Consider the following 13,138-nt stretch of genomic DNA (forward strand, 5'->3'; position numbering starts at 1 on the left):
CCGCCGCTGTGTGAAGTCCGTGTGAAGTGGCGCGGCGTCCGCCCTTCACACGGTCTTCGGGTCGCACGGCGAGCATCGCGCCCATCGCCGAATACACAAGGAGAGAGAAAAATGCTTCAGTTGCTGAAAGCCCTGCAGAGCTCGATGCTGGTCAAGGTGGCCGGCCTGTTCGTCCTGCTGCTGCTGCTGTGCATTCCGCTGGCCGAGATCGACTCGATCAACCGCGCACGCGGCGAGAGCCAGCGCGAAGCCGCCCGCGAGCTCGCCGCCACCTACGCGGGCCGCCAGACCATGGTCGGCCCGCTGCTGCTGGTGCCGTACGTGGAACGCTGGATGGAGCCGCAGCGCAACGCTCAAGGCAAGGTGATCGGCCAGGAGGCACGCAGCAAGGAAATGGCCCATGTGGTGTTCCCCGACAAGCTGCACATCGAAGGCACGATGGCGCCGCAGGAGCGCTACCGCGGCATCTTCAGGATTCCGTTCTACACGCTGAATGCCACCCTCGGCGGCGGCTTTTCGGCCTTCGACCCGAAGGCGGTGTCGCACAGCGAAACCGACTCGAAGATCGAGTTCAAGACACCCTTCGTCGCCTTCAACGTGAGCGACCTGCGCGGCCTCGACGGCTCGCCCGCGATGGTGATGGGCGGCGAGGCGCTGCGCTTCAGGCAGCGCGTGCCGGGCCTGGCCGACGACGTCTGGTTCGCCGACGGCATCCATGCGCCGCTCACCGGCGCCGCCCTCGCGGCATGGCAGGCCGGCACGCCCATCCCCTTCGAGATGAAGCTCGGCCTGGTCGGGCAGGACACGCTGGCCATCGCGCCCATTGCCGAGGAAACCACCGCGCACCTGAGCTCGCCCTGGGCGCACCCGAGCTTCGGCGGCCGCTTTCTCGCCGCCGAGCGCAGCGTGACGCCGCAGGGCTTCGACGCACACTGGCGCGTTTCCTCGCTGGTGACCGCGGCGCGCGAACAGGTGCGCGCCGGCCTGCAGGGCCGCGCCGCACCCACCGACGCCAATGATGCCGACGTGGCCACCAGCCCGTCGCGCTATGCCGAATCGGCCAGTGCCGCACCGCGCCGCAGCCTGGGCGCGCTCCAGACCTTCGACGTATCGCTCGCGCAGCCGATCAACGTGTACTCGATGAGCACGCGCGCAGGGAAGTACGGCGCGCTGTTCATCGGCCTTGTGCTGATGGCGGCCTTCATGTTCGAGCTGTTCCGCAAGCTGCGCCTGCACCCGATCCAATACGGCCTGGTGGGCCTGTCGATCGCGCTGTTCTTCCTGCTCCTGCTCGCGCTGTCCGAGAAGTTCGCATTCTGGATGGCCTATGCGGGCGCGGCGAGCGCCAGCGTGTTGCTGCTGGCGGTCTACTTCAGCGCGGTGCTCGAAGGCTGGCGGCGCGGCCTGTCGTTCGGCGCGTTCGTGGCGCTGCTGTACGCCGCGCTCTACGGCCTGCTGGCTTCCGAGAGCAATGCGCTGCTGCTCGGCGCGCTGCTGATCTTCGGCATGCTGGCCGCGCTGATGCTGGTCACGCGCAAGGTCGACTGGTATGCGCTGTCGCGCCGCAACGAAGCTGCATCCGCTGATTCCGCTGCACCTGCGCTGCCAGCCAACGAAGCGCAGCCGGCATGAAGCTGTTGCGGGTCACCGGCGCGGCCCTGGGCTGGCTTGTCCTGGCCACGCTGTGGTTCTGGGCCTGGCACCTGAAGGACCCGCACCTGCGCTTCATGCGCGCGTGGGAGCTGCCGCTGCTGCTTGCCGCGCTGGCCGTGTGCATCGCCATCGCATGGCGATTCGCGCGCGGCCTGCTGCGGCCGGTGGCGCTCGGCCTCGCGTTCGCCGGCCTGCTCACCGCGCTGTGCAACGAGGCCGCCTCGCGCCAGCACCGCGCTGAAGTGCGTGCCGCATCGGGCACCACTGCACAGAGGCTGGGCGCGCATTTCATCGTCGGCTACGACGATGTCAACGACCTGCGAGAACTGGCCCGCAAGGGCCTGATCGGCGGCATCTTCGTGACCGGTCGCAACGTGCGCGGCCGTTCGGCCGACGACCTGCGCAACGAGATCCAGGGCCTGCAGGCGTTGCGCCGCAAGGCCGGCCTGCCGCCGCTGGTGGTCGCGACCGACCAGGAGGGCGGTGCGGTCTCGCGGCTGTCGCCGATCGTCGAGCGCCAGCCCGCGCTGGCCAGCCTGCTCGAGGCGGACGTTCCCGAAGACCAGCTCTCCGAGCGCGCCCGCGGCTACGGCGCGAAGAAGGGCAGGGCATTGGCCGATCTGGGTGTCACACTCAACTTCAGCCCGGTGGTCGACCTTCGCCCCGGCCGCGCACCGGGGCGCTGGGACTTCCACACGCGCATCGACGAACGCGCCATCTCCAGCGACCCTGCCATCACCACGCAGGTGGCGCTCGCTTACGCGCAAGGCCTCGAATCTGCTGGCGTCCGCGCCACGCTGAAGCACTTTCCCGGCCTTGCCGGCGTGACCGAGGACACCCACCATTTCGCGGCCGAACTGCGCACGCCGGTGGCCCGGCTGGCAGCCTTCGACTGGAAACCATTTCAAGAAGTGTCGAAACAATCTGACGCAGCGATCATGCTCGGGCATGTCATCCTTGCGGAACTCGACACGGAATACCCGGTCTCTTTCTCGCGCAGAATCGTGCAGCAGGTGATTCGAGGCGACTGGGGCTACCGAGGCCTGCTCGTCACCGACGACCTCACGATGGGCGCGGCCTACAACCGCGGTCTTTGCGATGCCACCGTCCGTGCGCTCGACGCCGGCGTGGACCTCCTGCTGATCGCCTTCGACCACGACAAGTATTTCGACGCCATGCACTGCGCGCTGCAGGCCGCGCAGCGCGGCGCGCTCGACCTTCCGATGCTGGAACGCCGCGGCGCGCAGCGGCTCCAATCCTTTCGCTAGCCAGTCCTTTCCATATGTTCAAACGCTCAAGCTCCAACCCTCCCGACGGCACCGACGGCACCGATGGTGAGATCGCCGCCGATCCGAACCGCCGCTGGAAGCGCATCGCGGGGTGGGGCGCCATCGTGGTGGGCTCCGGCGCCCTGGTGGCGATCGTCGCGGCCATCGTGGCCGTGGTCGCCATCTACCCGAAGCTGCCCGACGTGTCCGAGCTGGCCGACTACCGCCCCAAGTTGCCGCTGCGCGTGTACTCGAGCGAAGGCCAGATGATCGGCGAGTTCGGCGAGGAGCGGCGCACGCTCACGCCCTTCGCGAACATTCCCAAGGTGATGAAGGACGCGGTGCTTGCGGTGGAAGACGCCCGCTTCTACGACCACGGCGGCGTCGACTACAAGGGCTTCCTGCGCGCGGCCGTGGCCAGCCTGAAGGGCGGGCGCAAGCAGGGCGCTTCGACCATCACCATGCAGGTGGCGCGCAACGTGTACCTGAGCTCGGAGCGCACGCTGAGCCGCAAGTCGTACGAGATCCTCCTGGCGCTGCGGCTCGAGCAGCAGCTCACGAAGGACCAGATCCTCGAGATCTACCTGAACCAGATCTACCTCGGCAACCGCGCCTACGGTTTTGCCGCCGCCGCCGAGACCTACTTCGGCAAGCCGCTGCAGAACGTCACCATCGCCGAGGCCGCGATGCTGGCCGGCCTGCCCAAGGCCCCGGGCGCCAACAACCCCGTGGCCAACCCGCGCCGCGCGCGGGCGCGCCAGTTGTACGTGATCGATCGCATGCAGGAAACCGGCTTCATCACGGCCGAACAGGCAGCGGCGGCGAAGAAGGAGGAACTCCACCTGCGCGACAGCGCCGACCCGAGCCGCCTTCATGCCGAGTACGTGGCCGAGACGGTCCGCCAGATGATGTACGCGCAGTACGGCGACAGCATCTACACGAGCGGCATGAAGGTCTACACCTCGCTGGTGGCGGCCGACCAGGCGGCCGCCTACCGCTCGCTGCGCAAGGGCATCATGGACTACGAGCGCCGCCAGCCCTACCGCGGCCCCGAGAAGTTCGTCGACCTGCCGACCGAGCAGAAGGAAGTCGACGAAGCAGTGGACGACGCGCTGGCCGAGCATCCCGACAACGGCGACGTGGTCGCTGCGGTGGTGCTCGATGCGAGCCCCAAGGAAATCAGCGCAGTGCGCGCCAACGGCGAGACCATCCAGATCACCGGCGACGGCCTGAAGCCTGCGCAGTCGGGCCTGGCCGCCAAGGCGCCGCCGAACATCAAGATCCGCCGCGGCGCGGTGATCCGCGCCGCGCGCACGCCGAAGAACACCTGGGAGATCACGCAGCTGCCCGAGGTGGAAGGCGCGTTCATCGGCATGGACCCGCGCAGCGGCGCCATCAAGGCGCTGGTGGGCGGCTTCGACTTCGGCAAGAACAAGTTCAACCACGTCACGCAGGCCTGGCGCCAGCCGGGCTCGAGCTTCAAGCCCTTCATCTACTCGGCCGCGCTCGAGAAGGGCTTCTCGCCCTCCACCGTGGTGAACGACGCGCCGCTGCACTTCGACGCCGCGGAGAACGGCGGCCAGCCCTGGGAGCCGAAGAACTTCGAGGGCACCTACGAAGGCCCGATGCCGCTGCGCACCGCGCTCATGAAGTCGAAGAACCTGGTCACGCTGCGTGTGCTGCAGTCGATCGGCGCGCCCTATGCGCAGGACTGGGTCACGAAGTTCGGCTTCGACAAGGACAAGCAGCCCGCCAACCTGCCGATGGGCCTGGGCGCCGGTTCGGTCACGCCGATGCAGATGGCCGTGGGCTACTCGGTGTTCGCCAACGGCGGCTACCGCGTGAATCCGTACCTCGTCACGCGCGTGACCGACCTGCGCGACAAGGTCATCATGGAAACCGAGGCGCCGGTGCTCGACGAGACCCGCCGCGCCATTCCGCAGCGCAACGCCTTCATCATGGACTCGCTGCTGCAGAGCGTGGTGAAGAGCGGCACCGGCTTCAAGGCGCACCAGGCGCTCAAGCGCGACGACCTCTACGGCAAGACCGGCACCACCAACGATTCGTTCGACACCTGGTTCGCGGGCTTCCAGCCGACCATGGTCGGCATCGCGTGGATCGGCTACGACACGCCGCGCCAGCTCGGCGTGCGCGGCGAGACCGGCGGCAGCCTGAGCCTGCCGATCTGGGTCGGCTTCATGCAGACCGCGCTGCAGGGCGTGCCCGTGACGCAGCCGGCCGAGCCGCCGGGCGTGGTGAGCGTCGACGGCGAGTGGTACTTCGACGACTTCACGCCGGGCCACAACGTGGCGAGCCTGGGCCTGGAAAGCACCGAGGCGCCGCAGCCGGTCGAGGTGCTCACCGGTGCACCGCTCGGCCCGCCGCCGCAGCCCGAGGAGCGCAACAAGATCCTGGATTTCTTCCGCTAGATCCCGCCCGTCGAACAGAGGGCGAAGAAGGCGGGTCGCGGTGCCTACACTCGGTACTGCGACCCGCCTTCTCTTTTTTCTCCCCACGCATCCATGGAAATCCTCACCCTGGTGGCACTCGTTGCCGTCGGCTTCTACATCCTCAAGTCCAGGGAACAGCGCCTGCGCATCGCGCTGCTGGGCAGCCATCTCGGCCGCTACCAGATCGAGCGCCTCATGGAGAGCCTGACCTCCGGTTACCTGCGCTGCCTGGGCGAGGACGACGCCGAACGCCGCCAGCAGATCTGGCACCTGCTCGACGCCACCGAGGAGAAGATCTCCGCCCAGCTCGACAGCTTCGCCGCCGAGATGTCGCGCCTGCCCGAACCGCTCACGCGCATGAGCAGGCTGCCCGTGGCCATCCCGCTGATGAACGCCACCGTGCCCGCCACCACCTTCGACCTGCGCGAGGCCCTGCTGATCCATGCGCGCGGCATCGCTGGCGTGATGCGCAACGACGCCAACCGCACGCCGAAGTCGAAGGCCTTCACCATGTCGGCCGAGCTGTTCCTGCTGCAGCACACCTGCCACTGGTTCTGCCGCTCGAAGACCGTGGCGTCGGCGCGCATGCTCGCGCGGCACCAGACCTCGTACGCGCAATTGCTCGACGCGGTGAGTCCCGAAACTCGCAGCGCCTACGGTGCGCTGACCGGCGGCTGAGGCTTGCGGTCTTACGTTCAGTGATGTGACGCCGGCAGCAACGGCAACGTGAGCGTCGCCACCGCACCGCCGCGCGACGCGTTGCCCAGCTCGATGCGGCCGCGGTGCAGCGCCGCGATCTCCTTCACGAACGCCAGCCCGAGCCCCGTGCTCTTCTTCTGGCTGTGCGGCCTGGCGAGCGAATAGAACTTCTGGAAGACCTTCTCGGTCGCGTACTCGGGGATGCCGGGGCCGTGGTCGCGCACGCTCACGCGCGCGAGCTTCGACGTGGCTTCGAGCGTGAGCAGCACCTCGCTGTCGCGCGGCGAGAAGTCGATGGCGTTGTCCAGCAGGTTGCTGATGGCGCGGCGCAGCAGGAAAGGGTCGCCTTCGGCGCGCGCACCGTCGCGGATGTTCACCAGCAGCCGGATGTTGCGCTTGGCCGCGGCAGGCTGCGCGCTGAGCGCGATGTCCTCGATGAGCGGACCCAGCGCCACCGCATCGGTGCGGTCGAGCGTGCGCCGCGTCTCGAGCGCGGTGAGTTCCATCATGCGGTCGACGATTTCCTGGATGCGCTGCGTCTCGCGTTCGATGTTGACGAGGAAGCGTTCGCGCTCGGCCTGCGGCATCGACGGTTCCTGCAGCAGCTCGGCCGCGCCGCGGATCGCCGACAGCGGGCTCTTCACCTCGTGCGTGAAGGTCTGCACGTAGTCGGCGACGTAGTTGCGTCCGGTGAGCGCATCGCGCATCTCGCTGAAGCCGGTGCGCACGCCGTCGACCGCGCGCCGCGCCATGCGCGACAGGCTCAGGCTGCCCATGCGGTTCTGGGCGCGCACCCACGTCCAGTAGTCGCGGATCAGCCCGAAGGGCCGCACCAGCCAGATGGAGACGATCAGCGTGAGCAGCAGCAGCGCGAGCGCCGAACCCACGCCGACCCAGATGGTTCGCCCGCGCGCGTCTTCCACGAACTGGCCGAAGCTTTGTACCGGCTTGCCGACGCTGACCATGCCGACGATCTCGTTGTTCCAGCGGATCGGCGCGCCGACGTACATCACCGACGTGCGCGGATCGCCGTCGACGTCGCGCGAGGTGCGCGCGCCGTAGAGCCCGGCGAGCGTGCGGCTGACGTCGCTCCAGTTCGAGTAGTCGGCGCCGAGGTGCCTGCCGAGCGAATCGAACATCACGCGGCCGCTGCGATCGGTGACGTACACGCGCAGCTCGACGCGGCTCTTGTGCAGGTTGTAGATCTGCGCCGAGAACTCGCGCGCGTACACGGTGCGGAACAGCGGCTCGAGCCGTGCGGTGTTGATGGCGCCGGCGATCACGTCCTGCTCGACCAGGCTGGCCACGAGCTGGGAAGTCTCAACCAGCGATTCTTCCGCCGACTCGCGATAACGCGGGTCGATGTCGGAAACGACGCGGTACAGGAGGAAGGCGATGCCCGCCGTGTAGATCAGCAGGATGCCGATGAAGATCCGCGTCCGCCGGGTCACGGCTTTGCACTCCCCCAGGCTTGCCCACTTCGTGTGGCCTCCCGCCCCCTCGCCGGGGGCAATACCTGCGGCCCGGCAAAGCCGGTTCCGCGGTATTCCGCGAAAAGGCAGGCCTGGACCGACGTCATGCCTTCGAGGGCAGCTCTTCGTTCAGTGCGTAGCCGGTTCCGCGCAGCGTGCGGATCGGCTCGACGTCGGGCGCGATCGCCTTGAGCTTGGCGCGCAAGGTCTTGATGTGCGCATCGACCGTCCGGTCGAAGCTGTCGCTGGCGTCGTCCCAGACCAGCTGCAGCAGTTCGTCGCGCGTGAAGACGCGCCCGGGCCGCTGCACGAGCAACCTCAGCAGGCCGAACTCGTAGCGCGAGAGTTCGAGCAGCCGGCCGTAATAGCGGATCTGCATCCGCTCGTTGTCGAGCAGGAAGGGCAATGCAGGTGCCTGGGAGCCCGCTGGAGACGCTGGGGCCGGGTTTTGATGGGGAGCCCCATGGTTGGAGGCTGCGCCCGTTGGTGAGGCTCCTGGCCCGCTTCTGGCGCTGCGCCGCAGGATCGTGCGCACCCGGGCGACCAGTTCGCGCGGCGAGAACGGCTTGGCGATGTAGTCGTCCGCACCGAGTTCGAGGCCCACCACGCGGTCTATTTCGTCGCTGCGGGCGGTCAGGAACACCATCGGTACCTCCGGGCCGCCCATCGACTGGTTGAGCGCCTGCAGGCGCTTGAAGAGCTCGAACCCGTTCAGGTCGGGCAAGCCGATGTCCAGGATGGCCAGCGCGGGTGGTTCCTGCGCGAACTGGGCGATCGCTTCCTCGGCGGTGGCGCACCAGACCGGAATGAATCCGTCGCTCTTCAGGACGTACTGCAGCGTGTCGGCGATGCCCGATTCGTCTTCGGCGATCAGGATCCGGGGATTGAAGCTCATCCGCGAATGGTAGCGAGGCGAGCAGGGAAGAAGGAGGACGGGAGGACAGGTTCCGTCCAAGGCGCCGGCGCCCGGCGCGGCCGTTCGCGGCCTTTTTTTTCGGGCGCAGCTTTCCCTGTTCCCTATTTCTTATTCTTCTTATTCAAATTAGTAGTAGTAGATAAGGGTCGCACCCTTCTGTGGACATGCCGCTTTTTTCGTTATGCGACAAGGACTTGTCATGCCGCTGTCACTGTGCGCAGCCGCGCTTCGGGTTTGTACCCGGCCGATGAACAACATCGGGTAACCCGTCGGCCCTGTGGATAAGCCATGGCTTGTTCAAAAAGTGTCCCCAGAGTTGTCCTTTGACGCCCCACTGAAAATCTGCGAAAGGCGTTTTTCGGCAAGGGAAATTCATTGCTCAAAAAATGGGCAGACTGTAGATTTGCCTTGTAGATCAACCACTTGCATTGCCCCTACACAGCAGTGCCGAGGTTATCCACAGAGTTGCCCAAGGTTTGTGGGGAGAACGCGCAGCGGAACCTTCGGGTCCCTCGCGCGACCGAACCGGGTCCTTCATGTTGCGAAATTTCGTACAAATGACACCTTCAGAAACAAAGTCGATAGTTACCCTGTCCCTGCTGGCTGCCTTTGTCGATGGCGAGAAGCACGAGCGCGAGCGGGCGGAGATCAAGCGCATCGCGGAAGGCCTGTCGCAGGCCGACGGGCTGAACCTGCCGACGCTCTACCAGGACGTGCTGATGAAGCGGGTTTCGCTGGCGTCGGTGGCCGGCGAGCTCAAGAGTGCCGAGGCGCGGCAGCTGGCTTATGAGATGGCGGTGTGCGTCTGCGACGCGGACGGCACCCAGTCCGAGGCGGAGCGGATGTTCCTGGCGGACGTGCGCACCTCGCTCGGGCTGGACGCATCGGCGGCCGGCTTTTCGCAGCAGGCCGAGGAAATTGCCGCGGTGCCGATGGCCGCAGCGGCCGGAACCGCCGTGGCGGCGGGCGCTGCGTCAGGCGTGGCGACGAATGCGCCCGATGCCGCCGAGTTGGACAAATCGATCCTCAACGCCGCCATCCTCAACGGCGCGCTCGAGCTGCTGCCCGAGACGCTGTCGACCATGGCGATCATTCCGTTGCAGATGAAACTGGTCTATCGCATCGGGCAGGCCCATGGGTACCAGCTCGACAGCGGCCACATCAAGGACTTCCTGGCGACGGTGGGCGTGGGCCTGACTTCGCAGTATCTGGAGCAGGCCGGGCGCAAGCTGCTGGGCGGGCTGCTCGGCAAGGTCGGCGGCGGCCTGTTGCGCGGGCTGGGCAACCAGGCCGTGAGCTCGGGGATGAGCTTTGCGTCGACCTACGCGCTGGGCCACGTCGCCAAGCGCTACTACGCCGGCGGCCGGACGCTCTCCACGCAGATGCTGAAGGACGCGTTTGCCGGCGTGGTCAAGGAAGGGCAGGGCCTGCAGGCGCAGTACCTGCCGGCCATCCAGGAAAAGGCCCGCACGCTGGATGCGGGCAAGGTACTTTCGCTGGTAAGAGGCGCCTGAAACAGTTCTCCCCCAGGCTTCGCGCACCGCGTGTCGCTTCTCCAACCCCCTCACCGGGGGCAACACCAGCGGCCCGGCAAAGCCGGTTCCGCGGTGTTTCGGGACGAGAGAACTGGCTAAACCTTGCTCAGATCGTCGAGGATCGGGCAATCGGGCCGCGCATCGCCGTGACAGCAATGCACGAGGTGCGCGAGCGTGTTGCGCATCGACTGCATGTCCGCGATGCGCTGCTCCAGTTCGCCGAGATGCTTCTGTGCAATCCGCTTGACGCTCGAACTTGCGCGCCGGCGGTTGTGCCAGAGGCCCACCAACTCGGCGATTTCGTCCATCGAGAAGCCGAGGTCGCGTGAGCGCTTGATGAAGCGCAGCGTGTGCACGTCGGCCTCGCCGTACTGGCGGTAGCCGCTCTCGGTGCGCGCCACAGCCGGCAGCAGGCCCAGCCCCTCGTAGTGCCGGACCATGCGGGCAGACACGCCGGAGCGCTGTGCCGCTTCGCCGATGGCGACCGGGGCGGACTGCGCGGCGTTCACGGTCACTGGACCGCGTAGCCGGCGTTCTCGATCGCCGCCACGATGTCCTTGCGCGGCTGCGCGCTCAGCACGTCGACATGGCCGGTCTCGAGATCGACCGTGACCTGTGCTTCGGGGTCCACCGTCTGCACTGCATTCTGCACCGCGCTCACGCAGTGGCCGCAGCTCATGCCCGTCACCTGGAATTTCTGGCTCATCGTGTCGCTCCTTGGAATAAGACCGTTGAAGAAGGGTTGGAATTTTCGAGGCGAGGCAAGTTTGAACTTTCACACGATGTCAATGTCCAGTGCAGGGACACTAGAAACCCCTGCTTGACCTTGCCACCGTGTGAAGCCTTAGCCTTCACCCATGGACAACTTGCAGCAGACTCCCACCGCGCCCGGCAGGCTCGCCGCGCTCGACCTCTCCGTCGGCGGCATGACCTGCGCCTCGTGCGTCATGCGCGTCGAACGTGCCTTGAAGAACGTGCCCGGCGTGCAGGACGTGAGCGTGAACCTGGCGACGGAGTCCGCCCGTGTGGTGCCCGCCGCCGGTGCCGCCGGCGAAGGTCTCGACGCGCTCGACGTGCGCCTGCGTCGCGCAGTCCGGTCGGCCGGCTATGAGCCGCGCGCCGCGAGCACGCCTGCCGACGATGCCGCAGCGCTGTCGCCGTGGCATGGCTTCGGTCCCGTGGCCGTCGGCCTGGCACTGTCGATCCCGCTGCTGGCGCCGATGCTCGGCGACCCGTTCGGACAGGACTGGATGCTGCCGCCCTGGGTGCAACTGGTGCTGGCCCTGCCGGTGCAGTTCTGGCTCGGCGCGCGCTTCTACCGCGCCGGCTGGCATGCGGCGAAGGCCCGCACTGGCAACATGGATCTGCTGGTGGCGCTCGGCACCAGCGCGGCCTTCGGGTTGTCGCTGTGGCTGTGGTGGCGCGCCGCCACCGGCGAGCATGCGGGGCATGGCGCCGTGCCGCACCTCTACTTCGAAGCCTCGTCGGTGGTGATCACGCTGGTGCTGCTCGGCAAGTGGCTCGAGGCGCGCGCCAAGCGCCAGGCCACGTCGGCCATCCGCGCCCTGCAGCAGCTTCGTCCGGAGATCGCGCACCTCGTGGGCTTGCGCGGCAAGGAAAGCGACGTGCCGCTGGCCGAGGTGATGGTGGGCGACCGCCTCGCGGTGCGCCCCGGCGAGCGCGTGCCGGCGGATGCCGTGGTGCTCGAGGGCCAGTCGGAGGTCGACGAATCGATGCTCACCGGCGAGCCGCTGCCCGTGGCGAAGGAGCCCGGCGATGCGCTGACCGGCGGTGCGGTGAACGGCGACGGCCGCATGGTCGTGGAGGTGCGCGCGGTCGGCGCCGAGAGCGTGCTGGCGCGCATCGTCCGGCTGGTCGAGGACGCCCAGGCCGCGAAGGCGCCGATCCAGCGGCTGGTCGACAAGGTGGCGGCGGTGTTCGTGCCTGTGGTGCTGGTGATCGCGCTGGTCACGCTGGCAGGCTGGCTGGCCGCAGGGGCCGGCATCGAGACCGCGTTGATCCATGCGGTGGCGGTGCTCGTCATCGCCTGCCCCTGCGCACTGGGCCTGGCCACGCCGGTCGCGGTGATGGCGGGCACGGGCGTGGCGGCGCGCCACGGCATCCTGATCAAGGACGCGCGCGCACTGGAGATCGCGCACCGCGTGGACACGGTCGCGTTCGACAAGACCGGCACCCTTACCGTCGGCCGCCCGGTGCTCACGGCGCTGGTGCCGGTGGCCGGTGCTTCGGCCGACGAAGACGAACTGCTGGCCACCGCCGCCAGCCTGCAAAGCGGCAGCGAACATCCGCTTGCCAGGGCGGTGCTGTCGGCCGCGGCGCAGCGCAACCTGCAGGTGCCCGCGCTGGGCGTGATGCAGGCATGGCCGGGGCGCGGCGTGCGAGGCGACGTTGCCGGCACGCACTGGGCGATTGCCAGCCTGCGCTGGTGCCGCGAGCTCGACGCATCGCCCGATGGCGACGAAGTCGATCGCCTGCAGTCGCAGGGCGCGACGGTGTCGGCGCTGCTGCGCTTCGACGACGCAGGTGCCGCGCATGTGCAGGCGTTGCTGGCCTTCGCCGACGAGCCCAAGCCGCAGGCCGCCGAAGCGGTGCGCGCATTGCGCGCGCGCGGGCTGCGCGTGGTGATGATCTCGGGCGACAACCTGCGCGCTGCGCAGGCGATGGCGGCGCGCCTGGGCATCGATGCCGGCGACGTGCGGGCCGACGTGCTGCCGGCCGACAAGGCGGCGCAGGTCGGCGCATTGCGGAAGAACGGGTACATCGTCGCGATGGTCGGCGACGGCGCCAACGACGCGCCGGCGCTGGCCGCGGCCGATGTGGGCATCGCGATGGCGCCTTCGGGCGGCGGCACCGACGTGGCGATGGAAGCGGCAGGCATCACGCTGATGCGCGGCGACCTGGCACTGGTGGCGCAGGCCTTCGACCTGTCGGCGCGCACTGTGGCGAAGATCCGGCAGAACCTGTTCTGGGCCTTTGCCTACAACGTGGCCGGCATTCCGCTCGCCGCCTTCGGCCTGTTGAGTCCGGTGGTGGCCGGTGCGGCGATGGCCTTGTCGAGCGTGAGCGTGATGGCCAACGCGCTGCTGCTGCGGCGCTGGAAGCCCTGACTCTGCCCGCGCGGTTT

Annotated in this window: 10 protein-coding genes; 6 read left to right on the forward strand and 4 right to left on the reverse strand. The window is 68.0% G+C overall.

Annotated elements, in window-relative coordinates:
- Positions 1-111 precede the first annotated feature (111 nt).
- The 4 genes from creD (at position 112) to AACL56_RS02715 (ending at position 6,049) form a co-directional block, all read left to right on the forward strand.
- On the forward strand, positions 112-1,632 hold the full coding sequence (gene creD / locus AACL56_RS02700) for a cell envelope integrity protein CreD (protein ID WP_339088291.1): 1,521 nt from the start codon (positions 112-114) through the stop codon (positions 1,630-1,632).
- Positions 1,629-2,921 (forward strand): glycoside hydrolase family 3 N-terminal domain-containing protein, encoded by a 1,293-nt coding sequence (locus AACL56_RS02705; RefSeq protein WP_339088292.1) that lies wholly within the window; start codon positions 1,629-1,631, stop codon positions 2,919-2,921. Before creD ends, AACL56_RS02705 begins: the two co-directional genes overlap by 4 nt.
- 14 nt (positions 2,922-2,935) lie before the next feature.
- Positions 2,936-5,350 carry a penicillin-binding protein 1A gene (locus AACL56_RS02710; RefSeq protein ID WP_339088293.1) on the forward strand — a complete coding sequence of 805 codons (2,415 nt, stop codon included), beginning with the start codon at positions 2,936-2,938 and terminating at the stop codon, positions 5,348-5,350.
- A gap of 93 nt (positions 5,351-5,443) precedes the next feature.
- A complete protein-coding gene (locus AACL56_RS02715; RefSeq protein ID WP_339088294.1) occupies positions 5,444-6,049 on the forward strand; it encodes a hypothetical protein in 606 nt (201 codons plus the stop codon).
- Between the two features lie 17 nt (positions 6,050-6,066).
- On the opposite strand, the gene creC is transcribed toward AACL56_RS02715, so the two are convergent.
- Together creC and creB are read right to left on the reverse strand one after the other, a co-directional pair.
- Positions 6,067-7,521, reverse strand: a complete 1,455-nt coding sequence (creC, locus tag AACL56_RS02720; RefSeq protein ID WP_339088295.1) for a two-component system sensor histidine kinase CreC — start codon at positions 7,519-7,521, stop codon at positions 6,067-6,069.
- Positions 7,522-7,645: 124 nt separating this feature from the next.
- Positions 7,646-8,437, reverse strand: a complete 792-nt coding sequence (gene creB, locus AACL56_RS02725) for a two-component system response regulator CreB (RefSeq protein WP_339088296.1) — start codon at positions 8,435-8,437, stop codon at positions 7,646-7,648.
- A gap of 578 nt (positions 8,438-9,015) precedes the next feature.
- Between creB and AACL56_RS02730 the strand changes: the two genes are divergently transcribed.
- Positions 9,016-9,972, forward strand: a complete 957-nt coding sequence (locus tag AACL56_RS02730; protein ID WP_339088297.1) for a YcjF family protein — start codon at positions 9,016-9,018, stop codon at positions 9,970-9,972.
- A 116-nt stretch (positions 9,973-10,088) separates the two neighbouring features.
- Here the strand turns inward: AACL56_RS02730 and cueR are convergent, their stop codons facing one another.
- Entirely contained in the window at positions 10,089-10,508 is a 420-nt protein-coding gene (gene cueR, locus AACL56_RS02735; protein ID WP_339088298.1) for a Cu(I)-responsive transcriptional regulator, read from the reverse strand.
- Positions 10,505-10,699: a heavy-metal-associated domain-containing protein gene (locus AACL56_RS02740; RefSeq protein WP_339088299.1), complete on the reverse strand. Its 195-nt coding sequence runs from the start codon at positions 10,697-10,699 to the stop codon at positions 10,505-10,507. The genes cueR and AACL56_RS02740 overlap by 4 nt, the downstream gene beginning before the upstream one ends.
- A gap of 151 nt (positions 10,700-10,850) precedes the next feature.
- On the opposite strand from AACL56_RS02740, the gene AACL56_RS02745 reads away from it, so the two are divergent.
- Complete coding sequence (locus AACL56_RS02745) at positions 10,851-13,121, forward strand: heavy metal translocating P-type ATPase (protein WP_339088300.1); 2,271 nt, start codon at positions 10,851-10,853, stop codon at positions 13,119-13,121.
- Positions 13,122-13,138: the final 17 nt, after the last annotated feature.

The organism is Variovorax paradoxus (assembly GCF_902712855.1).
GTDB lineage: Bacteria > Pseudomonadota > Gammaproteobacteria > Burkholderiales > Burkholderiaceae_C > Variovorax > Variovorax paradoxus_Q.